The organism is Acidimicrobiales bacterium (assembly GCA_030747595.1).
Lineage (GTDB): Bacteria > Actinomycetota > Acidimicrobiia > Acidimicrobiales > MedAcidi-G1 > UBA9410.
The window spans coordinates 170,112-194,337 of record JASLKK010000005.1; the positions used below are offsets into that span (position 1 = coordinate 170,112).

Consider the following 24,226-nt stretch of genomic DNA (forward strand, 5'->3'; position numbering starts at 1 on the left):
CCATCGGGGCTCCCGGTCAGTCCTCGACCAATGCGCCGTGAGCTGACGCACCGACCACGGTGAGGACCAGGGCGGCCACAGCCAACAGACCGGTCCATGCCCAGCCGTCGACCGCCGCGACACCGAGGGCATCGTCGAACGCCCGGGTGGCCCCGATCAGCACCGGCGCTAGCACCGGAAGCACGAGGATCGGCAGGAGGGTCTCCCGCGCCCTCAGCCCCGAGGCCAGCGCGCCATAGAGGGTACCGGCGGCCGCCACGGCGACCCCGGCTGCCACACCGGCCACCACCAGCAGGAACCATTCCTCCACGCTCACGCCGTAGAGCACCACGAGTCCGCCGACCAGCAACGCCTCGAGCACCAGCAACTGGACGAATACAGCAGTCGTCCGTCCCAGGTAGCGGGCCACCGGTGAGAGACCTGACATGCGAAGGGAGGTGCCCGTACCGTCGGCAGAATCCAGCGAGGCCGACCGCTGGATGGCCAGCAGGGCACTCAACAGCACGGTCACCCAGAACAGCCCAGGGGCGAAGGTTCGAAGGGTCGAATGGTCTGCATCTAGAGCAAAGCCGAACAGCACCAGAACGAGCACCGCGAACGGCAGAACCTGGTCGACTACGACCCGTGACCGGGCCTCGATACGAAGGTCACGTCCCGCGACTAGTCGGGCGTCGCGCAGAACGGTCCGCAGCGTGCTCATCGGATTCCCCCGTCGTCGGTCGCCGACGCGTCGACCACCGCACCCCCGGCCAGTGTCACCGTCCGTGGGGAGAGGGCCGCCACCCGGTCCAGTTCATGGGACGACACGACCACGGTGCCACCGGCCGCCACCGCATCACCGATCAACGCATCGACGAGATCACGGCCCGCCTGGTCGAGGCCGGCGTGCGGCTCGTCCAACAGCCACAGTTCAGGCCGGCGGACCACCAGGGAGGCCAACGACGTCCGGCGACGCTGGCCGGCCGAGAGCGTGTGGACCGGCTGATCGAGCAGACGGTCGGGTACCTCGAGGCGGGACCGAGCCTCGTCGGTCCGACGATCGGCGTCGGCAGCCGACAGGCCGGCGGCCCGAGCCCAGAAACGTAGGTTCTCCCCCACGGTGAGATCGTCGTACAGCCCGGTCGCGTGGCCTAGGAGCGCCACCCGACGCCGAACCGATCGACGGCCAACCACTTCGGTGAGATCGTGGTCCAGTACCCGCACCTCGCCGGACTCGGGACGTAGCAGACCAGCGCACAGATGCAGCAGGGTCGTCTTACCGGCCCCGTTGGGGCCCCGCAGGAGGACCGTCTCACCGGCGTGGATCGTCAGGTCCACGCCGGACAGGGCGGGAAAGCGCCCCAGCAGCGCGACCGCGGCGCGCAACTCGACCACCGACACCCCGTCACGGTACCGGCCGGTCGTACCCTGACCCCATGTCCGACGCCTTCCGACGCTGTTTCGCTGGTTGGTGGGCGCCAGTGCTCTCGGGCCTGATGCTGCTAGCCGCAGCCTGTGGGGGCGGCGACGACTCCACCCTGACCGGTTCGCGTGGTGGCGGTCCGGCCGACGAAGCGGGCAACGGTCGGACCGCCACCACCTCGATCGTGGAGGTTCGACCCACGCAGCCCGATGCCGGGATCCCCGACTGGGTGGGCGAGGTGGTCAACCTCCACGACTTGGAAGCCGGGACTTGCTTCAACAGTTATTCGTGGGTTCAGGACGACCGAGAGATCGCCATCGATACCCGGGTGCCCTGCCCCGGTCCCCACCAGCACGAGATCTACCTGCGGACCGCCCATCCGGCCCGGCCCGGCGCACCGTGGCCGGGGGACCGGGAGATGGAGGCCTATGCCCGTGCCGAGTGCTACGCGGCCTTCGCTGGATTCGTGGGACTCATCTTCGAACTCTCGGAACTCGAGTTGGGCTACCTGACCCCGTCACGGACTGACTTCGAACACGACCGGGCGGTCTTCCGCAACATCCACTGCTTCGTCCACCGCTCCGACGGGACCGAGTTGGTGGGTACGGCTGCGGGATCCCGCCTCTAGCCAAGATCCACTGGCTGGTCCCCCACCGCGCCTCCCCTCGGCCGGCGGGCCAGCACCAGGGCCAGGCCGGTCCACGACTGGGGGACGGCTCCCAGGCCGGCGCCGGTGTCGGGGTTCCAGTACTCGGCCATGCCCGAGGCCCATGCCCCTGCCACCGTCGTCCGAACCAGCAACTCAGCAGCCCCTGGCGAATGGGGAGCCACGGCCCGCACCATCAGGTAGGCCAGCTGCGGCCAGACCGGTCCCCGCCAGTAGGCGTTGGGATCGAAAACGGGCTCAGCCCGGTGCACGCCGGTCGGACCGGCCGGTCCGCCGTGGGCCAATGGATCCAGGAGCTGAGCTACCACCCGGTCGGTCCGTCGCTCATCGTCCTCGACCAGCAGTGGCAGCAGGGCGTCCAGCGTTCGGACCCGGCCCGCTCCGTTGGCTGTGGAGCCGGCGTCCACCCAGGTGCCTCGGTCGTCGTCCCACTGTTCGGCTAGGGCGTCGACCAGCTCGTCGGCGGCCGCCGCAAGGTCATCGTCGCCGGTCACCGTGACCAACTCCCGGGCGTTGAACGCGATCAGGGCATTGAAGCCCGCGGGCGCCACCGCGAACACCGGGTTGGCTACCGCCTCGCCATCGGAACCGGTCTCAATGGTCGAGGCCAGCCGGTTCTTCACCGACCGCCACCGATCACGGTCAAAACCGCCGGGGCAGTGGTCGTCCCAGCGGGGTGAGTCGTCAGCCCCCGTCTCCCACGGATGACAGGCCCGGACGAGGCCTGAGGGATCACGACGGCGACCCCGCAGCAGGAACCACAAGCCAGCGGTGGCCCGCTCGACCACCTCGCCGTCGACCGGTTCGCCGGCCCGCACCAGTTCGGCCACCGCATGGCCGTACATGGGCGGCTGGGTGATCGACGAGTCGCCCGGTCTCCCCCACAGGTCCTCGTGGAACCCGGGCTGGCGGATGTAATGCATGTGGGGCACGAACCCCGACGGCGTCTGGGCGGCCAACGCCACCGCCAACTCGCGGCGGGCCCGGTCACTGTCACCGAGGGCCAGCCACACCAGGACGTGGAAGCACGAGTCCCACAACCACTGCCACGGGTAGACCGTCGAGTTGGGGGCTGCATACCCTTCCGATACCCAGTGGTCGTCCAACATCGTGCGTACGACGGCCTCCATCGCATCGCTGTCCGGATCCGGGAGACCCATGGCTCGCTGCACCATCGTCTCCTTTCGTTTCGGCCCCACCGACGGCGTTTCGGTAGTAGCTCGGATGTGGGCCGACGCCCTGAGCGGGATCGGCTTCGACGTGGACTGGTTGGCCGGCGAGATCGAACCCGGCTGGGACGATCCTCGACCGGTCCGGATCGTAAACGGCCTCGGCATCGGTAACCCGGAACCCCCGGTCCTCGGCTCCCCCGATGTCAGTTCACTGGTCGACGATGTGGGCGATGCCCTGACTGGCGCCGATCTGGTGGTGGTGGAGAACCTCTGCACCATTCCACTGAATCCGACGGCCGCCCGTGTGATGGCAGGCGTGCTGCGAGGCCGGCCAGCCATCCTCCACCACCACGATCCACCGTGGCAGCGAGAGCGGTTCGCCCACATGACCGACCTCCCCCCTGACGACGCCGCCTGGCGCCATGTCACGATCAACGACCTCACCCGGAGGCAGATGGCCGACCGGGGTTTGACTGCGTGGACCATCCGCAACGGATTCGATCCTGACCCGCCAATCGGTGACCGGGACGGCACTCGCGGTCGCCTCGGCCTCCATCCCGATGACCTCCTGGTGGTGCATCCCGTCCGGGCGATTCCCCGTAAAGCGGTCGATCGGGCGATCGTCCTCACCGAGGCGCTCGGCGGGAGTCGGCCTTCCGGTGGTCGCCCAGCCACCTACTGGCTACCCGGGCCGGCCGAGGACGGCTACGGCCCCGAGTTGGCCCACCTACTGGCCGCTGCCCGGTGCCCGGTGATCCGCCAACCGGCCGCCTCACGGGCAGACCTGTACGCGGCGGCCGACGTGGTGGCCTTCCCCTCGACCTGGGAGGGCTTCGGCAACCCACCGGTGGAAGCCGCCCTGGCCCGCCGACCAGCCACCATCGGGACCTATCCGGTGGCTGACGAGTTGCGGGCCCTCGGCTTCCGCTGGTTCGACGCTGCTGAGCCCGGCCCGCTCGTCGCGTGGCTGACCGCACCGGCTGACCAACAGGTCGAACTACTGGACCACAACCAGCGAGTGGCGGCCACCGAGTTGTCCACGGATCGCATGGCGGCCGAACTGGAAACGCTCATTAACGAGGCAGGCTGGACGCCGTGAACGATCCGATCCTCGTGCGACGGGCCCGGCTGGCCCGAGTGGCCAGTGTCGGTCAGCGATTGGGCTACCTCGCCTACCTAGTGGCCATTGTCGTGTTCGCCGTGGGCCTGACTACCGGCTTCACCGATGCCTTCGCCACCACTCTGGTGGTGCTACTGGTGGCCGGATCCTTCGTGCTGGCCCCGGCCATCGTGCTCCACTACGCCGTGCGCGCCGCTGCCGAAGAGGAACGAGCCGAGGAGCAGGCTGGAGAACAGACCACTCCCAACCCCTAGTCGGCAACCGCTAGTCGGTACCCGAAATCCGGGTCCGCCCGGAGGAGGAATCCCCGTCCGGTTGGTCGCCGGGTACCGACCTGTGCCTACCGTCACACTATGGCGAACGAGACACTGACCGCCGAGGTGCTGGCGAACACGGTCCCCGACGACAAAGTCCGGGATGAGAAGGAGAAAACTCCCCGGACTCGTCCACATTCGACGGCAACCCGTATGCCCGCCGCGGAACGGCGTCGCCAGATCCTCGACGTGGCCATCGAGACGTTCGCCCGATCTGGCTACCACGACACCTCGATGAACGCCATTGCCCGCGAGGCCGGCGTCACCAAGCCCGTCCTGTACCAGCACTTCGCCTCCAAGCACGAGTTGTTCGAGCTCCTGCTGGCCGAGACGGGCGACCATCTGATGCGGGCCATCGAAACCGCATCACACGAGGAGACGCCCCGCGAGCGGGTCGAAGCCGGCTTCCGGGCCTTCTTCCACTTCTTTGAGGATCAACCGTCGGCGTTCACCGTCCTCTACGGCTCGGGCCTGGCCACCGAACCCGAGTTTCGTCGTGTCGTCCGCCGGGTCCGCGACACGTTCGCCGAACACCTAACCGGTCTGGTGGGTAACCGGAACCACGACGAGGCCCTCGCTCTGGCGGCCGGCATCAACGGCCTGTCCGAGGGGATGATTCGCCACTGGATGCACGAGGGGCAAACCCGTCCGGCTGACGAAATGGCCGCCCTGGCCGCCCGTCTGGCGTGGGGCGGCGTCGAGTCGCTGATCTGATCCGTTCCTGAAGATCCAGTGGTCCAGGAATCCGTCGCTCAGGATCCGGCAGCGCAAGACCCCGACAAATTTGCGCGGGACAACGGTTCAGTCCAGAGGAACCGGCGAGATGTCGATCGGTTCGTCCGGTAGGTCACCGGCCACGATCGGGCTGAGGTGTTCTCGCAACAGGGCGGGTAGCAGCGGTTCGTCGGACGCCAGCAGGTCCTCGAGGGCCCACCATCGGGCGCCCATGAACGCCGCGGCCTCCAGCGCCTCGAGGTGTCGGGGCTGGTAGTCGCCCCCGTCGCACCAGGCCACGTGAATCTTTTCGTGGCTGTCGAAAAAGTACCCGCCGAACGTGAACTGAACGTGCTGGGTCCAGATGACCGGACCCATCTCCACGTTCTCGATGCCCGTCTCCTCGTAGAGCTCACGGGCCGCCGCGGTAGCGCTGTCCTCACCCCGATCGATGCCGCCACCGGGAATTTCCCACCAGGCCGGCTTATAAGGGTCCAGCGGATCCTCGGCATTGACGAGGAAGATCTGACCCTCGCGGTCCAACAGGACTACCCGGGCCGCCGGCCTCTTCAGGAACACGACGACGAGACCCCGTAGGAAGACACGGTCAGCGGCAATCGGTGCATCGGCCGACCAGGTCGAAGCGGTGAGCATCCACGCGGAAGCCCCGTTCGGCCGCCACGGCGGCCAACTCGGTCACCCGCCGCTCGAACTCGTCGGGCACCTCAAAGTCGTCGATGCGGCCACAACCGTCACACACCAGATGGTGGTGGTGACTGGTGAGGGACTCGTGTAGCTCGAACCGTGCGTAGTCGTCGCCCGAATCAACCCGGCGAACCACCGCGGCGTCTACCAACTCTCCGAGGTTCCGGTAGGCCGAGCTCTGGGCGAGGACCCTCCCTACATCGTGCTCACCGTCGAGGATCTCCGGCAGCGTGAGGGGGCGACCAGCGGCGGCCAGGATCTGGACCACCGCGTGACGCGACCGGCTGTACCGCATTCCTCCGGCCCGGAGTCGACGCCCAATGACCACGTGCAGGTCATCGGCTACGTGGCGGTGGTCATCGGTAGAGCCGGGCCTGGAATCTGACACGTTGGCGATCCTAGGGCCATCGACCGTTGCCGGGAATCAGTGGGAACGTGGATACACAGTGGAAACGCCCCACCGGTGGGAGGTGTCAGGCGGGGTGCTTTCGCATGAGGGCGTTCCGACGAGCACGACACACCATCTCGTCCCTCGTGTTGTGGGCCCGATGCTCAAAGGTCACGATCCCAGCGTCGGGACGAGAGCCCGAGGCCCGGGCCGCCACTACCTCGGTCTCGAACCGGAGCGTGTCGCCGATCAGTACAGGCACCGGGAAGGTCGTCTCCTCGAAGCCCAGGTTGGCCACCGTGGTGCCCAGCGTCGTGTCACCCACGCTTACCCCGACCACCAACCCCAGGGTCAGCAAGCTATTCACCAAGCGTTCGCCGAACTCGGTGCCGGACGCGAACTCGGCATCGAGGTGCAGGGGCTGCGGGTTGTGGGTCATAAGGCAGAACTGGAGGTTGTCGGCCTCGGTGATGGTGCGGGTCAGGGCATGGCGCACCACGAGGCCTACCGGGAGTTCCTCGAACCATCGGCCCGAGACACCGTGCTCCACCTGTCGTTCATCGCCGTCGCCCATGCCCCGCAGTCTGACCCGTCGGACAGTCGCCGGTTGCAGCGGCCTGCACCGGGCGACTGGCTAGTTTCAGCAGTCGTGAGCAACCCCCTGTGGATCCCCGACAATGCCCGGGTGGCGGGGACCCAGGTCGACGGGTTCCGACGGTCCATGGGGGTCGACGGCGGCTACCACGAACTCCACCGGTGGTCGGTCGACCATCCGGCGGATTTCTGGCAGGCCGTGTGGAGCCAGTTGGGCGTGGTCGGTGATCCCGGAGCCGCCGTGCTGACTCATGACGGGTCCGGCCACCTCACCGGCACCCGCTTCTTTCCCGACGGGCGCCTGAACTTCGCCGAAAACCTTCTGGGTGTCGCGGACAACCGTCCTGCTCTGGTGTTCCGTGGTGAGGACCCCGAGGTGGCTGGCGCACGACATACCCTGACCCGCCGGGACCTCCATCATCTGGTGTCACGCCTCCAGCAGGCCATGCTGGGGCTCGGGGTAGCGCCCGGCGACCGGGTGGCTGCATGGATGCCCAACGTGCCCGAAACCTGCGCCGTGATGTTGGCCGCCGCGTCCATCGGTGCAACCTTCTCGTCGACGTCGCCTGACTTCGGGGCCTCTGGGGTTATCGACCGATTCGGGCAGATCCGGCCTGTGGTCCTCTTCGCCTCCGACGGCTATCGCTACGGCGGGCGCCGCTACAACGTCACCGGGCGCCTGGCTGAAGTGGCCGATGCCCTGCCCTCCCTGAAGCGCCTCGTCGTGGTTCCCGAAGATCCGCTGGCCGGGCCGGTTGGCCTGCTGCCCGACGGGGCCATCACGTTGGACGAGTTCCTAGCGCCGCACCAGGTCGACGTGGTCCGGTACGTGGACCTCCCCTTTGACCACCCGTTGTACGTCTTGTACTCGTCGGGCACCACTGGACGCCCCAAATGCATCGTCCACCGGGCGGGCGGCATCCTCCTCAAGCACTTGGTCGAACATCGTTTGCAGTGCGACGTCCGGGCTGGTGATCGGGTCTTCTACTTCACGACGGCCGGTTGGATGATGTGGAACTGGTTGGTCTCCGGACTGGCCGCCGACGCCACTGTGGTCCTCTACGACGGCTCACCCTTCCAACCCAACGGCAGTCGACTCTTCGACCTGGCCGACGAGTGCGACCTCACGTTCTTGGGGGTTTCGGCCAAGTTCATCGACTCGGTGGCCGCTGCCGGACTCCGTCCCGTCGAGACCCATGCACTGGAGAACCTCCGGACGGTCTGCTCCACCGGCAGCCCCCTCAGCCACGAGGGATTCGCCCACGTGTACGCCGACTGGTCGCCCGAAGTCCATTTGGCGTCGATCTCCGGAGGCACAGACCTCTGCGGCTGCCTAGTGGCCGGACACCCCGCCGGGCCGGTCCACGCCGGGCAAATCCAGGGGCCGGTCCTAGGGATGGGCATGGACGTGGTGGACGAAGACGGCGCTACGACTGGTCCCGGGGTTCGCGGCGAGCTGGTGTGTCGGACAGCGTTCCCGTCCATGCCGTTGGGCTTCTGGGACGACCCCGGTGACAAGCGTTACCGCGCCGCCTACTTCGACCGGTTCGAAGGGCTCTGGCACCAGGGCGACTTCGCTGAACGCACCCCTGAGGGTGGCTTCGTCATCCACGGGCGGTCCGATGCCACCCTCAACCCGGGCGGGGTACGGATCGGCACCGCGGAGATCTACCGACGGGTCGAGCATCTCGACGAGATCGTCGAGGCACTCGTCATCGGTCAGCCGTGGCAGGGCGACGTCCGGGTAGTCCTGTTCGTGGTGACCGCCGACGGCGTCGTGCTCGACGACGACCTCCGGGACCGGATCCGCGCCGACGTGCGGATGGGCGCATCACCGCGCCACGTGCCGGCGGTGATCCTCGAGGTGCCCGAGCTGCCCCGCACCCGATCGGGCAAGCTCGTGGAGCTGGCCGTGCGTGCCGTGGTGGAGGGCCGGCCGATCACCAACGTCGAGGCGCTGGCCAATCCCGAGACCCTCGACCACTTCCGGGACCTTCCGGAACTGGTGCCGTGACCCGGGGCCTCTGAGGGGGGGGTCGGTCAACAACTGACTCCCTGCAGGCTGACCATTAAGCCGGTCAAATGTCGCTGAGGGACACTCCAGCCACCTGTAGATGGCCCAGTTCGTTCATGGAACGCACCGACCGGTGCCCGGCTGATGACGCGGCCACCCGCGCCACCGACGTGTAGTGGGCCTCATAGAACATCACTCGCCCGATGCCCAGCAGGTGAGACAGGTAGGCCGACACCACTCCGCCGTGACAACCCACGGCCACGGTCCGCCCCGGGTTGGCGGCGATGATCCGGCCCATTCCCTCGACCACCTGGGCCTGAAAGGCCTCGGGGTCGGGCAGGTCGTCGCCGGCCATCATCGCCTCCCAGCGGGGGTCACCGCTGGCCTTTAGGTGCTCAATGGGGATGTACTCCGGCTCACCCTGGTCGTACTCGTTGACCATCGGCTCGATGACCAGTTCGAGGCCCAGGCGGGCGGCCAAGGGTGCCACAGTCTGCTGCGCCCGGGCCTTGGGACTGGCGTACACGGCGTCGATCCGCTGCGCGGTCGGCGGGTTCACGAACCAGTCGGCCAGCGCCTCGGCCTGCCGGCAGCCCAGCTCAGACAGCACCGGGTCGGCCTCGGCCCCGGTGTCACGGTTGTCGACGGTGACCGGGAGGCCGTGGCGGATCAGTAGGAGCTCCATGACCGGCGGACAGTAGCGGCGCGACCGGCCCCCGCTACCTTCGGCGCCATGAAGATCGACGGAGGACTCACCGGACTCACCACGCCCGCCGACAAGAGCGGCATCGGCGCCATCGGCGAGGCGGCCCGCCGCCTGGAGGAGGCCGGCTACTCCGGGGCCTGGACGGCCGAAACCAGCCACGACCCGTTTCTGCCCCACATGGTGGCCGCTGAACACACTGAGCGCATCGAGTTGGGCACGTCGATCGCCGTGGCGTTCGCCCGTAATCCGATGCTGCTGGCCAATCTGGGCCATGACCTGCAGCGTTACAGCGACGGTCGGTTCATCATGGGTCTGGGTACTCAGATCAAGCCCCACATCACCAAGCGCTTCTCGATGGAATGGTCCAGGCCGGCAGCCCGCATGCGCGAGATGATCAGCGCCATGCGGGCCATCTGGTCCACCTGGAACGACGGCGAGAAGCTGGCCTTCCGTGGCGACTTCTACTCGCACACCTTGATGACCCCGTTCTTCGATCCCGGCCCCAACGAGTGCGGACCTCCCAAGGTGTTCATCGCCGCGGTCGGTCCGCTCATGTCCGAGGTGGCAGGCGAGGTATGCGACGGACTCATCTGCCATGCCTTCAGCACTGAGCAGTATCTCCGGGAGGTCACCATTCCGGCCATCGAGCGGGGCCTTGAGAAGTCGGGCCGCACCATGAACGACTTTGAGATCGTCGGACCGGGCTTCGTGGTGACCGGCAGCACCGAGGAGGCCATGGCGAAGGCAGCCACCGGGGTCCGTCAGCAGATCGCCTTCTACGGCTCCACGCCGGCCTACCGGCCCGTTCTGGAGACCCACGGTTGGGGTGACCTCCAGGACGACCTGAACCGCATGTCCAAGCTGGGCCAGTGGCAGGAGATGGGCGAACTCATCGACGACGAGGTGTTGGACGCCTTCGCGGTGGTCGGCGAACAGGGCGCGGTGGCCACCGGCTTCCGGGACCGCTACGGCGACTGTGTGGACCGGCTGAGCTTTTACACCCAGGGCGGTGAGGGTGGTGCAGCGTTCTGGGAGCCAATCATCGCCGACCTATCGACCACCTGACGCCCATTAGTAGATTTGAAGCCGTGGGAGCCAGCGTGACGCCGTAACCGGCGGCGCCAAGGCCGTCCTGCGGACCGGCAGCGTGTTCGACCTGTCCCTGCGGTAAACGGCGAAAGAGCGCCACCCGAAGGTGACGCTCTCTGGCGTTTTCGTTCGTCTGGCCAGATGGTGATGACGGTCCGCTCCCCTGCCCTGATTCCGTACCGTCCATCTGCCTGTTGCCGGGCCCGGTGGATCAGCTGTTGATGACGTCTGTCACCGTTCCGGCTTCTTCGCCGCCGACCACGATGAGGCGCAGCCGGTCCAGGCGGAGGTCCGCTGTCATGGGGGTCGGTTCGCCCTCCACGGTGAAGATCACCTGGGTGTCCCAGCCGGCGTCGTGTGCCATCTTCTGGGCTTCGCGCCACGGCAGGCCGATCAGCAGGTCGGTGCGGATCCACGCTTCCCGTTCGGCGCCGGACTTGGGCTCGTCGAGGGCCCAGGAGTTGTACCACCTGGGCTGGCTGCGCAGGCCGGAGTCCGAACCACACCCGACCAGGAGACCGATGGCGAGGGTTACTGCTGCAAGGAGTTTGATGGTACGCATGGTGTGATCAGCCTTCGGAGACGTTGCTGACCGTCCCGGCTTCTTCGCCACCTGTCACGACGATGCGTAGCCGATCCCATTGCGAGTCGAGGGTCCAGGCCATGGACTCTTGGTCCTCTGCGGGGAAGTACATCTCGGTGTGCCAGCCGGCGTCGTCTGCCATCTGTCGGGCTTCGCGCCACGGCAGGCCGATCAGTAGGTCGGTGCGGATCCATGCTTCGCGTTCGATGCCGGTCTTGATCTCTTCGAGGGCCCCGTAGTCGGGGCTGCGCAGGCCGGAGTCTGAACCGCAGCCGGCTAGGAGGCTGGCGGTGATGGCTGCTGTTGCGAGGATTCCGCTGAAAGGCATGGTATGGAAAACCGTCCTGGCTGTCATGGGGCGTGTCCGCATTTCTTGTGTGCCTAGTGACAGATCGCCCCGTCCGGGCGGTCGACAGTGGTCACCGTGATGACGAGGTCGTCTGCGTTGTGGTACGCCGGGTCGGATAGTTCGTCTACGACGGTCACGCGGATCTCGGTGATCTGGTCGCCGTCGGCGATTCCGTCGCCGGCGCCTGACGTGGCGAACGTGAGCATGCCCGCCGGCATCGAGGCCCCCCAGTCCCCCAGTGGCCAGTCGTCGGGTTCGATGGTGACCTGGAGGGTCTCGGACGTTTCGGTCTGGCTGGTGTCGGCGCAACCGCCAGCTGCGGCTCCGAGGTTGACTTCGGTCGGGTCCCAGGTGATGTCGAGGACCACTGGGGTGGTCGGCTCGGACGTCAGCCAGAACATCAGGCCGATGTCGCGGCCTGATGCCTCCCAGTATTCGACCTCTTTGCCGCACGTCGAGTAGCCGGCGCATTCCGGACCCAGGAGGCCGAAGTCGACCTCCCAGCCGGTCTGCCAGACCAGTTGGCCGGGCGTGGCGCCCTCTATGAAGTGCGGCGTGGGCGGCCGAAGGGGCGGTGACCAATCGACCAGGGCGCAGTTGTCCATCCCCAGGGCTGCTTCGAGGTTCCAGTCGTACCGCACTCGGCCGACGTCGAAGATGAAGACCTCGCCGTCGACCTCCACGGCTCGTGCCCTGTAGTCGTAGACCGTGTCGCCGTACCTGTCCCGCATCGGCTCGAGGGCCCACTCCTCGTACTGTTCGAGGCCGTACTCCGGCGGGTGGTAGTAGTCGTTGGCGACGAAAACCCCGTCGACCACGTACCACACCTCGCCCAGGCCGAACGGTCCGCAGTCGAAGCCGATCTCGAGTAGATGCCGGTCCCTCTTGGAGTCCCTGACTGTCGCCCGGCGTAGATGGTCGAAGTCCACGGTGCAGGTGTCCAGGTCGACGTCCAAACCCCTATCTATGGCGTCCTGCCGAATGCCCGGATGAAGGTAGGGGCACGCGATGTCACGGAGATCGAGCTGGCCCCAGAGGACCTCGGTGACCTCGATCGACCCGCCGTCGAGGTAGTCGTCCCAGGTGTTCGGCTCGACCGTGACGGTGTCCAGCTCATACGGTTCACACGAGCCGTCTACCGGGTCCTCGGCCCACCAGCCGCCGTCGAACAGGTAGTCGACGCCTTCACCGTCCACGGCAGCCACCACCCGGTGGTAGGTCTTCCCGAGGGCTGTCATCGCCACTCCAGCCGTTTCGGGTTCGACGGGCTCGCCATCGATCCAGTGTTCGGCGCTCAGCCCGTCCGGGCCACAGTAGACGCTCGTCTCCAGGGTGACGTCGCCGACCTCCTGGGTGAATGCATCCATCACCAGGATGGTCGGCGTCGGGGGGTCGACAACCGTCGGACCGGGCAACGTCGGCAGCGTGGACGTCGTCGTGGTCGTAGACGTCGTGGACGTGGTGGTCGTGGACGTGGTCGTGTTAGTGGCTGCCATGGGGCCGACCGTCGTTGTCGGAGCTGACGTCGTGGTCGGAGCCACCGTCGTAGACGTGGTCGGAGCCACCGTCGTGGACATGGTGCTGGACGTCGCAGCAGCCGGCTCGGCTACCGGCTCAGGGCCTGCAGATCCACAGGCCAATCCGATGCATGCCAGTACGGAGACCGCCGTAGAAATCATAAGTACACGCACTTTGCGAACTCTCCTACATGTCTGGAGGAACCGGACCTGTTGGATTGGCTCAGGTATCTGAATGGACAAAGTTTCCGCACCGGAGGTCCCAGTGGCTCCCGCACATTCGAGCGTATGTCGCCCCCTCGTATGAAGGGGTGCGGGTGCCGGCCCCCTGCCAGGCAGGTCCGAACCGCATCTGGTCAGGAAGGCACAAGGAAGGCGGCGATGACCATGCGCAAGGGAAACATCAGCCAAAACCAAAGTTGCGGACTAGAAGATTCCTACGTGGCCCAACTGACTTTCTAGACCTACGACAGTCCGGGTAGCCCTGTGGGCTAGGAATCGGTCGTCTCCAATTTGTCGACCACCTAGCGACCCCTCCAAACGCTCCCACGAAGAACCCCCGCAGGCCGTCGCGGGCTCGACCGGTAGGTTGGAGGCCATGGCCGACGCCCTCCTCCCCCTCACCGAGGACCCGCACGCCACCACCACATACCGGCACCTGACCGCCGACGGCGTCTCCACCGTCGAAGGTCCCGCCGGACGGACCTTCCTGGAGGTCGAGCCGGAGGCCATCCGGCTACTGGCGGCGACGGGCATGCGTGACATTGCCCATCTGCTTCGCCCCGCTCACCTAGCTCAGGTGGCGGCCATCCTCGACGACCCTGAGGCATCCCCCAACGACCGCTTCGTGGCCACCGAACTCCTCCAAAACGCCTGCATCGCAGCCGGCGGAGTGCTCCCTTCCTGTCAGGACACTGGCACCGCCATCGTGTCGGCAAAGAAAGGCGAACTCGTCCTCACTGGCGGCGACGACCGGGAGGCCATCTCGCTCGGCGTACAGGACACCTACCTCACGTCGAATCTGCGTTACTCACAGCTCGCTCCGGTGGACATGTTCACCGAGCGCAACACCGGGACGAACCTGCCGGCACAGATCGAGATCGAGTCCGTTCCCGGTAGCGCCTACAAGTTTCTCTTCATGGCCAAGGGTGGCGGTTCGGCCAACAAGAGCTTTCTCTTTCAGGAGACCAAGGCGCTCCTCAACCCGGAGAGCCTGACCCGCTTCCTCGAGGAGAATCTCCGCAGCCTGGGAACAGCCGCCTGTCCGCCGTACCACCTGGCCGTGGTCATCGGCGGCACGTCGGCCGAACACACGATGCGGACCGCCAAGTACGCCTCGGCCCACTACCTAGACAACCTGCCCACCGAGGGCAGCGAATCGGGCCACGGCTTTCGCGACCTCGACTGGGAGCAGCGGATCTTGGACATGACCCGCCAGTTCGGGATCGGCGCCCAGTTCGGCGGCAAGTACTTTTGCCATGACGTCCGGGTGGTTCGGCTGCCGCGCCACGGAGCGTCCAACCCGGTAGGGATCGCCGTGTCCTGTTCGGCCGACCGTCAGGCCCTCGGAATGATCACCGCCGACGGCCTGTTCCTCGAGCAACTGGAGGAGGACCCCGCCCGGTACCTCCCCGAGGTGACCGACGACGACCTGTCGACCGATGTCGTGCCAATCGACCTCGGCCAGCCCATGGACGCCATACGGTCCGAACTATCGAAGCACCCGATCAAGACCCGGCTGGCACTCACCGGCACCCTCGTGGTGGCCCGCGACATCGCCCACGCCAAGATCGCCGAGCTGCTTGACGCTGGCCAGCCCATGCCGGACTACCTGCGGGATCATCCCGTCTACTACGCCGGTCCGGCTAAGACCCCGGAGGGCTACGCATCGGGCTCGTTCGGCCCCACCACGGCCGGCCGCATGGACGGCTACGTCGACCGTTTCCAGGAGGCCGGCGGGAGCCTCGTCATGTTGGCAAAGGGCAACCGCTCCCGTCAGGTCACCGAGGCGTGTGCCCGACACGGGGGCTTCTACCTCGGGTCCATCGGCGGTCCTGCAGCCCGGCTGGCACTGGACTCCATCCGCAAGGTCGAGGTGCTGGAGTACCCCGAACTGGGCATGGAGGCCGTGTGGCGCATAGAGGTCGAAGACTTCCCGGCCTTCGTGGTGGTCGACGACAAGGGCGGCGACTTCTTTGACGAAGTGTCGACCCCGGTCGCTCTTTCCTGAAACCCGGTGAGGCGTCGATCAGACGCAGTGGTTGACCATGTGGCCCACGCCCACGATGTGCGAATCGATCCGCTGGCCCACTCCGAGGCACCGCCCCTGAGCGTCGCCCACACCGGACGGCGTACCCGTAAACACCAGGTCACCGGCCTCGAGCGTGCACACGGCCGACAGGTAGGCCACCAACTGCTTGACGCCTACGATCATGCGACTTGTCCGACTGTCCTGACGGACCTCGCCATCCACCGCACAGGTCAAAGGCAGGTCGTCCTGCTCGTTGAGCAGGTCCGATGAGACCACGGCCGGCCCGATGGGCCCGAAGGTGTCGTAGCTCTTTCCGAGACTGAACTGGGCTGGGGCCGACGCGTTCTGCAAAGTCCGCTCCGAAATGTCCTGACCGACGGTCACCCCGGCCAGGGCATCCCATACCTCGGACTCGTCGAGGTCCCGACAGGTCCGACCGACTACCGCCACCAGCTCTACCTCGTAGTCGGTGCGGTCACCCACGATCCGGACATCTGCCGAAGGGCCGACCAGACACGACGGGAACTTGGTGAAGATCACCGGTGCGCTGGATGGCGCCCGACCCATCTCGTCGATATGGGCCAGATAGTTCATGCCGATGCCGAACACCTTCTGTGGTCGGGGTACTGGTGGGCCGAGATCGTCCAGGCCGACCATCCCGTCGGGATCCCCAGCGGGGATACCCCGATCATCGGTCAGCGCATCGAGCGCACTGCTGGCCGACACCGCGGCCATGGGGTCGGCCAGACGGCCGTCGGTGAGCCGACCAAGGTCCCACCACCTCGCGGTGGCCCCATCCGTCGATGTCCCGCCGCCACCCGGCGGGTCCACCAGCCCAACGTCCAGAAGGACGGCGCGTCCGTCGTTGAGTGCGGCCAGTCGGAATGCCATGACCAGAGTCTCGCCCCCGCAGCGCGGATCCGTCGCCGAACCGGACCTGACAGGCGGGCCGCGACGCGCCATGATGGACATACGCACACCGTCGATCCGTCAACCATCACAATGGGGCGGTCCGACCCCGACAACCGGAGGTTCGAGCTTGACCAAGCCACATGCCGTCTGCGAGGTGGAGTTGCTCACGAAGGGACCGGTGCGGCCAGCTGACCGGACTCTGGCTTCAGCCAAGATCCAGGCCATGTGCGAGGTCGGACACGAACCGGTGCTTTCCGCGGTGGTCAAGCTGCGCATACGGGACCATTCGATGGACTCGCTGGCCGCCATTGCCGAGGCCACGCTTGACCTCAACGGTGTACCGGTCCGGGCGCACTCCTCGGCCAACACCATGACCGAGGCCATCGACGAACTCGACGATCGTCTCACGCGTCGACTCCGGCGCCATCGCAAGCGCCTGGAAGACCGCCGCCACGATTCCGAGCCGGATGCCAGTCGAGCCCACCCCGGCTACGCCGAGGTTCCGGCCGACGACCGCGAGGTGGTCCGCCACAAGACCCTGGCCATGGCATCTATGACCGCCGAGGAAGCCGTCGACGAGATGGACCTGCTGGACCACGGCTTCTACCTCTACGTTGACGCAGACCACGACATCGACCGGGTCGTGTACCACAACGGTGACGGGCTCATCTACGTCGTCCCGTCGGTGGACGGCGAGGAGCTTCCTGGCGACACCCGGCCCCCTATCCACCCAGCCTCGCTCGTGCTGAACCACCTCCCGGTGGAGGAGGCGGCCATGCTGCTCGACGAGGGAGACGAGCCGTTCGTGTTCTTCGCTGAACCCGAAACGAACCGTGGTCAGGTGCTCTACCGGCGCTTCGACGGCCACTACGGCCTCATAACCCCCGCCGTCTGATCAGCATCTGCCTCTTTCGGTCCCTCTGGTGACCCACAGGATCCGGGTCGTTGGCCTCTGTGGAGGCATCGGCGCCGGTAAGTCCACGGTGGCCACCCTGCTGGCCGAACGGGGCGCCACGGTGATTGACGTGGATGCCCTCGGCCGCCAAGTCCTTACCGACGATGATGTGCATGCCGCCGTGGTGGCCGAGTTCGGCGATGGCGTGCTGGACGCCGATGGCGCCGTCGACCGAAAGGCCCTGGCCGCCGAGGTGTTCGCATCTAAGGGACGCCTCACCGACCTGGAAGCCATCAGTCACCCGGCCATCAACCGGGAGCTGGACCGCCGCCTCACCCAGTTAGCCGGCCCGACGGAGTCAGCCGGCAACATGCTGGTGATCCTGGACATGGCGGTCCTAGTGGAGAGCGACCTCGGTCGTCTCCCCAATGGTCGGGGTTACCGCGAGGTAGTTGTCGTCGAGGCCGACCTTGAGATTCGCCTGGCTCGGCTGGTGGGTCGCGGCATGACGGTCGAGAACGCTTCGGCCCGCATGGCCGCTCAGGCTGATGACGCGGAACGCCGGGCGGTGGCCGACCACGTGGTGGTCAACAACGGCGACGAGGTCGAATTGGCTGCTGAGGTCGACCGACTGTTTGAGCAACTCACCAGTGAACCGGTTACCAGTGGAGAGCGCTCAGCACCCGATCGGTGTACTCCGGGCTACTAACCACCAGCCCGGCCACCACCGGACGGGGCTTGTTGAACACCAACTGCGAGCCGTCGATGCCCGACACGTCCAACCCGGCGGCCATGGCCACCCCGGCCGGCGCGCAGGCATCCCACTCGTAGAGGCCCGAGGGGTGGACGTAGACGTCGACCGCTCCGGACACCACGGCCATGGCCTTCACGCCGGCCGAGCCGCACGAACGGACCACCCCACCGATGGCGGCTGCCACCTCCTCGGCCTCACCCCACTGGGACCGGCTGGTGACGATGATCGGTCGGTCCCGATTCGACGTCCGGTCGACCACCGAGACCCAGGTGCCGTACAGGCCACCGCTGGGTGGCAACGACACGGCTGCTGCGGTCGGCACGCCGTCCTCCACGAGGGCCACGTGCACCGCCCACTCCACACTGCCCGCGCGGGCGAAGTCACGGGTCCCATCCAGCGGATCGATGATCCACACGCGATCGGCACCGAGACGGGCCCTGTCATCGCTGCCCTCCTCGGACAGCACCGCATCCTCGGGCCGGAGCTCCGACAGACGAGCCATTAGGTGCTCGTGGGCACGGTGGTCGCCCTGGTCCTGGATCTGAGACGGGGTCCAACCGCCGGCCCGGCCCTCAGCTAGCACGCCGAGGAGCACGTCACCGGCCTCCTGGGCCAGAAGCCCGGCCAGTTCGTGATCCCTCATCGTCGGGCGACCCTAACCCCAGCCGGTGGCTACCCTTCCCCTGGGGCTGATCGGCCCCAACTGCACACATCGGAGCACCCCATGGCCCACGGCCGTATCACCGGTTGGGCGACCCATCTTCCCGAACGCCGGCTCACCAACCACGATCTCGCTGAGATCGTGGACACCACCGACGAGTGGATCCGTGAACGTAGTGGCATCGGGGCCCGCCACGTCGACGGCAAGGTGACCGAGATGTCGGCGGAGGCCGGGCGCGACGCACTGGCCATGGCCGGCGTGGACCCCGCCGATGTGGACCTCCTCCTGCTAGCCACCTGCAGTAGCGACCAGCAATTTCCGGCGAGCGCCTCGGTTGTCCAGCAGGAGTTGGGTATGTCCTGTGGCGCGATTGACCTGAACGCGGCCTGCTCAGGCTTCGTCTACGGCCTGGTCACCGCGATGCAGTTCGCCGAGGGCGGCATGGAAACCATCCTGCTCATCGGCAGTGATGCCCTTAGCGGCATCACCGACTGGACCGACCGGGGAACTTGCGTCCTATTCGGCGATGGTGCCGGCGCCGTGGTCATCCAACGCTCCGCCGACGCACCGACGCTGCTGGGCTGGGACCTCATGTCGGACGGCTCGGCCGCGTCCATCCTGACCTGCGAGCACGGCGGGAAGATCTTTATGAACGGCAAGGAGGTCTTCCGTCGCGCCATCCTGGCCATCGAGGGTGCGGCCACTAGAGCCCTGGAACGGGCTGCCGTGTCCATGGACGACATCGCCCTGGTGGTTCCCCACCAGGCCAATATCCGAATCATTGAGGCTGCCCTGAAGCGGCTCGGCATTCCTATCGGAAAGGCCGCCATGGTGCTCGAGCACACCGGCAACACGTCCGCCGCCTCGATCCCCCTGGCCTTCGTAGACGCTCTCGGCAAGGGTCGGGTCGATCCCGGCGACCTGGTTCTGATGGTCGGATTCGGTGCCGGAATGTCCTCGGCAGCCGCTGTGGTCCGCTGGGACCCACCCGGCGCCTGACCCGCCTCACAACCCGGACCCTCCACCATGCTCACCGCCACGGGGCTGTCGCGTGCCTTCGGTCCGCGCCTGCTATTCCATGACGTTGCACTCCAATTAGGGGCCGGCCGGCGGGTGGCTCTGGTAGGCGGCAACGGCACCGGCAAGACCACGCTGATAGAGACCATCGTCGGGCTTCAGGAACCCGACACAGGGGAGGTCCATCGACCACGGGATCTGCGGATCGGCTACCTCCCCCAGGAACTGCCGACCGAGACGGGAAGATCTGTGTTCGAGCAGGTCATGCTGGGTGCCGGGCCGGTCACGGAACTGGCCACCCGAATCGAGGATCTCGGAGTACGGATCGGTGCCGCGTCGGGCGACGAACAGGCCCGCCTCCTGGACCAGTTCGGTGAAGCCCAGTCACGCTTCGAGCAGATCGGCGGTTACGCCGTGGAGGCCGACGCCCACCGAATCCTCTCGGGGCTCGGCTTCGACTCGGCCGACCACGACCGACCCATGGACGAGATGTCCGGTGGCTGGCGAATGCGTATCGCCCTGGCCCGCCTCCTGTTATCGGCCCCCGACCTCCTGATCATGGATGAACCCACCAACCACCTCGACGTGGACAGCGTCGCGTGGCTGGAGCAGCACCTGGCCAACTGGTCGGGGGGCCTGTTGTTCGTCAGCCACGACCGGGACTTCATCGATGCGGTGGCCAATCGGATCTTGGAACTGTCCGGCAATCGGATCACCGAGTACGTGGGCGGGTTCGCCGAGTTCGTAGTGGCCCGCGAAGAGCAGTTGGCCGCCCAGCGGGCCATCGCCGCCCAGCAGAGCCGCCAGGTGGCCCAGACCGAGAAGTTCATCGAACGGTTCCGCTACAAGGCCAGCAAGGCCCGTCAGGTCCAGAGCCGGGTCAAGGCCCTGGAGAAACTCGACCGGATGGTGGTCGACAAACCCGATGACCCGGCCAGCCGGTTCGGGTTCCCCAAGCCACGGCGGTCATCGCGTCTGGTCGCTGAACTCCACGACGTCACGGCCGGCTACCCGGCCGCAGGCGGGACCAGCGTCCCATCGAGCGACCAGTCAGGCAACGAGCCGGGCGACGAGATCATCCTGCGGAATGTGACCTTCGACGTGGAGCGGGGTCGCAAGGTGGCCCTGGTCGGTCCGAACGGGGCCGGCAAGACCACGCTCGTCCGGCTCCTAACCGGCGACATGCCGCCGTTGGCCGGGCAGGTGACTCGGGGCACCAACGTCGACCTTTCCCACTTCGACCAACTCCAGGCCGAGATACTCGACGATCAACGCACCGTGCTCGACGAGTTCAAGACGGTTCCCGGCGTGGGGGTCGACGGTCGCAACCCACGGACGTACCTGGCCTCCTTCGGCTTCCGAGGCGACGCCGTCGACCGCCGTGTGGGCGACCTGTCAGGTGGAGAGCAGACCCGACTGGCACTGGCCAAGACGTTGGCCGTCCCGGTCAACCTTCTGGTACTAGACGAGCCCACCAACCACCTAGACCTGCCGAGTTGCGACGTCCTGGAGGACGCCCTACTGGCCTACCCGGGCACCGTCGTGCTCATCACCCACGACCGCCACCTGATCCGATCGGTCGCCGACTGCGCCGTCGAGGTCAGGGACGGCAGGGCAACCTGGCACGAGGGCGTCCCCGACCGGGTGCTCTACCCGGTGAAGGTGGACTCGACGCCTGCCCCGTCATCCCACGGTGCGACGGCCCGTCGCGGAAACGGAACCCCGGACGGAAACCAGAAGGGCGGTGGCCAATCTGCCGGGAAGGGCCGCCAACGCGATCCACGACAGGGCCTCCAGCGGAAGTTGGGGCGGGCCGAAAAGCAGTGGGAGGCCGCCGAAGCCGCCGTGGTGGAGGTCCAGGAGCGTCTGGCCGACCCCAACCTGTACCAGGACCCCGACGGTGCCGCCGCCGTAGTTGCCGAGCACGAGGCGGCCAAGGACCGGGCCGCCGAGCTGATGGCCGAATGGGAACGCCTCAACCTACAACTCGCTGACTGACCAGGGCCCGCTGACCAACGCCCCACTGGCCAACCAGGTCGCGACGCTCACTACGGTCGGGAACCATGCGAATTCTGGTCACCAACGACGACGGCATTGACTCGGTGGGCCTCCACGAACTGGCCCGGGCTCTGGTCGACCTCGGCGAGGTCACAGTGGTGGCCCCCGATGCCGAATACTCGGGAGCCGGCGCCTCGCTCGGGGCCATGCACCTGATCCGCCCCGAGGTCCATGACGCGACCATCGACGGCATCGACCGCTCCTGGTCCGTCAGCGGCCCGCCGGGGCTGTGCGTCATCTACAGCCGCCTCGGTTTGTTCGGCGACCCATTTGACCTAGTGGTGGCTGGCATCAACCCAGGGATGAACGTTGGACGGTCCGTGTACCACTCGGGCACCGTGGGCGCCGCTCTTACCGCACGCAATGGAGGCACTACAGGCATCGCCGTGAGCCAGGCCGTCACCGGTTGGGGCATCGAGGGTCAGGGGGCCGACGAGGTGCTGATCGATCAGCACTGGGCGACAGCAGCCACGGTGGCCCGCTCCGTGGTGGAGGCAATGGCCCAGAACCCACCGGATACAGCCGAGGTGCTCAACGTGAACGTCCCCAATATCCCGTTGGGTGAACTGCAGGGTTGGCGCCACACGGTGACCGGATCGGCTCCCCCTCGAAGCCTGACTACTGCCGACATGGTCCCCAAGGAGGGCCATGCCGGGAGCTACCGGGTGGAGATGCACTGGGGTGAAGCCGGCGAACTCCCCGTCGACACCGACGGTGGCGCAGTGATGGCCGGTCTGGTCAGCCTCAGCCGCCTGAACCGCCTGCACGATGAGCCGCCCCCGGCCAATGACCCGGCAGCTCGCGGCCTCGATGATCTACTGGGTCGAGCATGACCGAACCCGGATCGACACCAGTCTGGTACGTGGCCTACGGGTCCAATCTGCTGGCCGCCCGGTTCGACGCCTACCTTCAGAGTTGCGGCGACGACACGCCGTGGGGATCCCATCGGGGTGCCACCGACCCCCGTCCGGCAACCGGTGACAGACGGGTCGTGGTCCCCCATCCGGTGTTCTTCGGCGGCCACTCCTCACGTTGGGGCGGAGGCTGCTGCTTTTGTCCTGACGAACCCACATCGGCCGGCCGACGAGACGTGGTGGGTCGGGCGTGGCGCATCACGTGGGATCAGATGGCCGACGTGGTCGCCCAGGAGAACGGCCGGCCCACTGAAGACGCCTTCCTGCCCTCGGAACCGCCTGCATCTGGTGAGTCCGTCCGGGTGCTGGACGGGATCATCGACCTGCTGATCGGCATGGATCGAATCGATGACGAGCCGGTCTGCACGCTGGGTTCCACGGCCCCTCCGCCCGCGGGACCGCCCAGCATGTCGTATCGGGCTGTGCTAGCCGCCGGCATGGCCGAGATGGGCCTCCAGCCCGAAGAGGCCGAACAGCACCTGCTGGATCTCGACCGCAGTCGCTGAGCACGCTGGCTGACCAGACCCGCTGACAACACCGGCCGATCCGGATGGGCAGGCCGAAGCCTCCACCCGGCAGGCGCCTGTTCAGATGGTGATGAGGCCGCCGTTGGGCGAGATCCACTGGCCGGTGATGAACGAACTCTCCGACGAAGCCAGGAACAGCGCCGCGGCGGCAACCTCCTCGGCCGTTCCCTGCCGTCGCAGTGGTGTCATCATCACCATCGGGGCCAGCATGGCCTCATCGACGTCGGCGGTCATCGGGGTGTCGATCACTCCGGGAGCGATCGCGTTGATACGGATGCCCATGGCCCCCAGTTCCCTAGACGCTGCCCGGGTGAACCCCAGGACCGCTCCCTTGGCCGCGGCGTAGTGCACCGGACCCCAACCAGCCAGACCGGCAATGCTCGACAACGTGATAACCGACCCGCCCTCACCCATCAACTTGACGGCCTCGCGGGTACCAAGGAAGGTCCCCCCGGCGTGGATGGCCATCATCTTGGAGAACGCCTCGTAACCCATCAGCGACATCTGGGAGCCCTGTCCGGCCATCATCTCGTCGAAGCCGTCGCCGGGCAGGCGGCTCACTCCAGCGTTGTTGACCTGCACGTCGAGACACCCCCAGTTCCCGTCGATCTGAGCAAACATCGAGACCATGTCGCCCTCGTCGCACACATCGCCCCCGAAGGCCCGGTGACCATCACCGTCGAGCAACTTGACGGTCTCGTCGGCCGCCTCCTCGCGAAGATCCTGGGCAGCAATGGTGGCGCCCTCCTCGGCGAACCTCAGGGCCATGGCCCGTCCCAGGCCCGAACCGGCACCGGTGATGCAGGCCACCTTCCCTGCCAGACGGCCCGTTTCCCGACTCATACGTGCTCCTGATCCATATTGATTCCCCCCCGACCAGGCTGACCACAAGGTGCCCAATCG

General features: G+C 66.9%; 27 protein-coding genes. 14 read left to right on the forward strand and 13 right to left on the reverse strand.

Annotated features, from left to right (window positions below; translation table 11 throughout):
• Positions 1 to 16 precede the first annotated feature (16 nt).
• Both QF777_05820 and ccmA read right to left on the reverse strand, forming a co-directional pair.
• The gene (locus QF777_05820) at positions 17 to 700 is read right to left on the reverse strand and encodes a heme exporter protein CcmB (GenBank protein MDP6911066.1); all 684 of its coding nucleotides are present in this window, start codon (positions 698 to 700) and stop codon (positions 17 to 19) included.
• On the reverse strand, positions 697 to 1,380 hold the full coding sequence (gene ccmA, locus QF777_05825) for a heme ABC exporter ATP-binding protein CcmA (GenBank protein MDP6911067.1): 684 nt from the start codon (positions 1,378 to 1,380) through the stop codon (positions 697 to 699). The genes QF777_05820 and ccmA overlap by 4 nt, the downstream gene beginning before the upstream one ends.
• Positions 1,381 to 1,415: 35 nt before the next feature.
• Between ccmA and QF777_05830 the strand changes: the two genes are divergently transcribed.
• Positions 1,416 to 2,030 (forward strand): hypothetical protein, encoded by a 615-nt coding sequence (locus QF777_05830; protein MDP6911068.1) that lies wholly within the window; start codon positions 1,416 to 1,418, stop codon positions 2,028 to 2,030.
• On the opposite strand, the gene QF777_05835 is transcribed toward QF777_05830, so the two are convergent.
• Positions 2,027 to 3,241 (reverse strand): hypothetical protein, encoded by a 1,215-nt coding sequence (locus QF777_05835; GenBank protein ID MDP6911069.1) that lies wholly within the window; start codon positions 3,239 to 3,241, stop codon positions 2,027 to 2,029. The genes QF777_05830 and QF777_05835 overlap by 4 nt on opposite strands.
• Between QF777_05835 and QF777_05840 the strand changes: the two genes are divergently transcribed.
• The 3 genes from QF777_05840 to QF777_05850 all read left to right on the forward strand — a co-directional run bounded on the left by QF777_05840 (position 3,228) and on the right by QF777_05850 (position 5,389).
• Positions 3,228 to 4,340, forward strand: a complete 1,113-nt coding sequence (locus QF777_05840; GenBank protein MDP6911070.1) for a glycosyltransferase family 4 protein — start codon at positions 3,228 to 3,230, stop codon at positions 4,338 to 4,340. The two genes, QF777_05835 and QF777_05840, sit on opposite strands and share 14 nt — an antisense overlap.
• The gene (locus QF777_05845) at positions 4,337 to 4,615 is read left to right on the forward strand and encodes a hypothetical protein (GenBank protein MDP6911071.1); all 279 of its coding nucleotides are present in this window, start codon (positions 4,337 to 4,339) and stop codon (positions 4,613 to 4,615) included. Before QF777_05840 ends, QF777_05845 begins: the two co-directional genes overlap by 4 nt.
• Positions 4,616 to 4,714: 99 nt before the next feature.
• A complete protein-coding gene (locus QF777_05850) occupies positions 4,715 to 5,389 on the forward strand; it encodes a TetR/AcrR family transcriptional regulator (GenBank protein ID MDP6911072.1) in 675 nt (224 codons plus the stop codon).
• Between the two features lie 87 nt (positions 5,390 to 5,476).
• On the opposite strand, the gene QF777_05855 is transcribed toward QF777_05850, so the two are convergent.
• The 3 genes from QF777_05855 to QF777_05865 all read right to left on the reverse strand — a co-directional run bounded on the left by QF777_05855 (position 5,477) and on the right by QF777_05865 (position 7,056).
• Positions 5,477 to 6,043: an NUDIX domain-containing protein gene (locus QF777_05855; protein ID MDP6911073.1), complete on the reverse strand. Its 567-nt coding sequence runs from the start codon at positions 6,041 to 6,043 to the stop codon at positions 5,477 to 5,479.
• On the reverse strand, positions 5,997 to 6,482 hold the full coding sequence (locus tag QF777_05860; protein MDP6911074.1) for a Fur family transcriptional regulator: 486 nt from the start codon (positions 6,480 to 6,482) through the stop codon (positions 5,997 to 5,999). The genes QF777_05855 and QF777_05860 overlap by 47 nt, the downstream gene beginning before the upstream one ends.
• Before the next feature lie 85 nt (positions 6,483 to 6,567).
• On the reverse strand, positions 6,568 to 7,056 hold the full coding sequence (locus tag QF777_05865) for a MaoC family dehydratase (protein ID MDP6911075.1): 489 nt from the start codon (positions 7,054 to 7,056) through the stop codon (positions 6,568 to 6,570).
• Between the two features lie 75 nt (positions 7,057 to 7,131).
• Between QF777_05865 and QF777_05870 the strand changes: the two genes are divergently transcribed.
• Positions 7,132 to 9,090, forward strand: coding sequence for an acetoacetate--CoA ligase (locus QF777_05870; protein MDP6911076.1), 1,959 nt, complete (start codon positions 7,132 to 7,134; stop codon positions 9,088 to 9,090).
• Positions 9,091 to 9,154: 64 nt separating this feature from the next.
• On the opposite strand, the gene QF777_05875 is transcribed toward QF777_05870, so the two are convergent.
• On the reverse strand, positions 9,155 to 9,775 hold the full coding sequence (locus QF777_05875; protein ID MDP6911077.1) for a histidine phosphatase family protein: 621 nt from the start codon (positions 9,773 to 9,775) through the stop codon (positions 9,155 to 9,157).
• A 48-nt stretch (positions 9,776 to 9,823) separates the two neighbouring features.
• Between QF777_05875 and QF777_05880 the strand changes: the two genes are divergently transcribed.
• Positions 9,824 to 10,861, forward strand: a complete 1,038-nt coding sequence (locus tag QF777_05880) for an LLM class F420-dependent oxidoreductase (protein ID MDP6911078.1) — start codon at positions 9,824 to 9,826, stop codon at positions 10,859 to 10,861.
• Positions 10,862 to 11,096: 235 nt separating this feature from the next.
• On the opposite strand, the gene QF777_05885 is transcribed toward QF777_05880, so the two are convergent.
• Genes QF777_05885 through QF777_05895 form a run of 3 tightly spaced genes read right to left on the reverse strand, consistent with a single transcriptional unit; the run spans position 11,097 to position 13,184 of the window.
• Positions 11,097 to 11,447 (reverse strand): hypothetical protein, encoded by a 351-nt coding sequence (locus tag QF777_05885; protein ID MDP6911079.1) that lies wholly within the window; start codon positions 11,445 to 11,447, stop codon positions 11,097 to 11,099.
• 7 nt (positions 11,448 to 11,454) lie between these two features.
• Complete coding sequence (locus QF777_05890; protein MDP6911080.1) at positions 11,455 to 11,796, reverse strand: hypothetical protein; 342 nt, start codon at positions 11,794 to 11,796, stop codon at positions 11,455 to 11,457.
• A gap of 53 nt (positions 11,797 to 11,849) precedes the next feature.
• Positions 11,850 to 13,184: a hypothetical protein gene (locus tag QF777_05895; protein ID MDP6911081.1), complete on the reverse strand. Its 1,335-nt coding sequence runs from the start codon at positions 13,182 to 13,184 to the stop codon at positions 11,850 to 11,852.
• Positions 13,185 to 13,242: 58 nt separating this feature from the next.
• On the opposite strand from QF777_05895, the gene QF777_05900 reads away from it, so the two are divergent.
• Positions 13,243 to 13,569 (forward strand): hypothetical protein, encoded by a 327-nt coding sequence (locus QF777_05900; GenBank protein MDP6911082.1) that lies wholly within the window; start codon positions 13,243 to 13,245, stop codon positions 13,567 to 13,569.
• Positions 13,570 to 13,932: 363 nt separating this feature from the next.
• Positions 13,933 to 15,564, forward strand: coding sequence for a fumarate hydratase (locus QF777_05905; protein ID MDP6911083.1), 1,632 nt, complete (start codon positions 13,933 to 13,935; stop codon positions 15,562 to 15,564).
• Between the two features lie 18 nt (positions 15,565 to 15,582).
• Here QF777_05905 and QF777_05910 read toward each other — a convergent pair whose 3' ends face one another.
• A complete protein-coding gene (locus QF777_05910) occupies positions 15,583 to 16,476 on the reverse strand; it encodes a fumarylacetoacetate hydrolase family protein (GenBank protein MDP6911084.1) in 894 nt (297 codons plus the stop codon).
• A 148-nt stretch (positions 16,477 to 16,624) separates the two neighbouring features.
• On the opposite strand from QF777_05910, the gene QF777_05915 reads away from it, so the two are divergent.
• Complete coding sequence (locus QF777_05915; GenBank protein MDP6911085.1) at positions 16,625 to 17,392, forward strand: sigma 54 modulation/S30EA ribosomal C-terminal domain-containing protein; 768 nt, start codon at positions 16,625 to 16,627, stop codon at positions 17,390 to 17,392.
• A 28-nt stretch (positions 17,393 to 17,420) separates the two neighbouring features.
• On the forward strand, positions 17,421 to 18,101 hold the full coding sequence (gene coaE, locus QF777_05920) for a dephospho-CoA kinase (protein ID MDP6911086.1): 681 nt from the start codon (positions 17,421 to 17,423) through the stop codon (positions 18,099 to 18,101).
• Here the strand turns inward: coaE and QF777_05925 are convergent.
• Positions 18,052 to 18,789, reverse strand: a complete 738-nt coding sequence (locus QF777_05925) for a 3'(2'),5'-bisphosphate nucleotidase CysQ (protein ID MDP6911087.1) — start codon at positions 18,787 to 18,789, stop codon at positions 18,052 to 18,054. The genes coaE and QF777_05925 overlap by 50 nt on opposite strands.
• Before the next feature lie 81 nt (positions 18,790 to 18,870).
• Here QF777_05925 and QF777_05930 point away from each other — a divergent pair, with 81 nt between their 5' ends.
• The 4 genes from QF777_05930 to QF777_05945 all read left to right on the forward strand — a co-directional run bounded on the left by QF777_05930 (position 18,871) and on the right by QF777_05945 (position 23,302).
• Positions 18,871 to 19,806 (forward strand): beta-ketoacyl-ACP synthase III, encoded by a 936-nt coding sequence (locus QF777_05930; GenBank protein ID MDP6911088.1) that lies wholly within the window; start codon positions 18,871 to 18,873, stop codon positions 19,804 to 19,806.
• A gap of 27 nt (positions 19,807 to 19,833) precedes the next feature.
• Positions 19,834 to 21,822 (forward strand): ABC-F family ATP-binding cassette domain-containing protein, encoded by a 1,989-nt coding sequence (locus QF777_05935; GenBank protein ID MDP6911089.1) that lies wholly within the window; start codon positions 19,834 to 19,836, stop codon positions 21,820 to 21,822.
• A gap of 65 nt (positions 21,823 to 21,887) precedes the next feature.
• Positions 21,888 to 22,715: a 5'/3'-nucleotidase SurE gene (gene surE / locus QF777_05940; protein MDP6911090.1), complete on the forward strand. Its 828-nt coding sequence runs from the start codon at positions 21,888 to 21,890 to the stop codon at positions 22,713 to 22,715.
• Complete coding sequence (locus QF777_05945; protein ID MDP6911091.1) at positions 22,712 to 23,302, forward strand: hypothetical protein; 591 nt, start codon at positions 22,712 to 22,714, stop codon at positions 23,300 to 23,302. The genes surE and QF777_05945 overlap by 4 nt, the downstream gene beginning before the upstream one ends.
• A gap of 81 nt (positions 23,303 to 23,383) precedes the next feature.
• On the opposite strand, the gene QF777_05950 is transcribed toward QF777_05945, so the two are convergent.
• Positions 23,384 to 24,166: an SDR family NAD(P)-dependent oxidoreductase gene (locus QF777_05950; GenBank protein ID MDP6911092.1), complete on the reverse strand. Its 783-nt coding sequence runs from the start codon at positions 24,164 to 24,166 to the stop codon at positions 23,384 to 23,386.
• Positions 24,167 to 24,226: the final 60 nt, after the last annotated feature.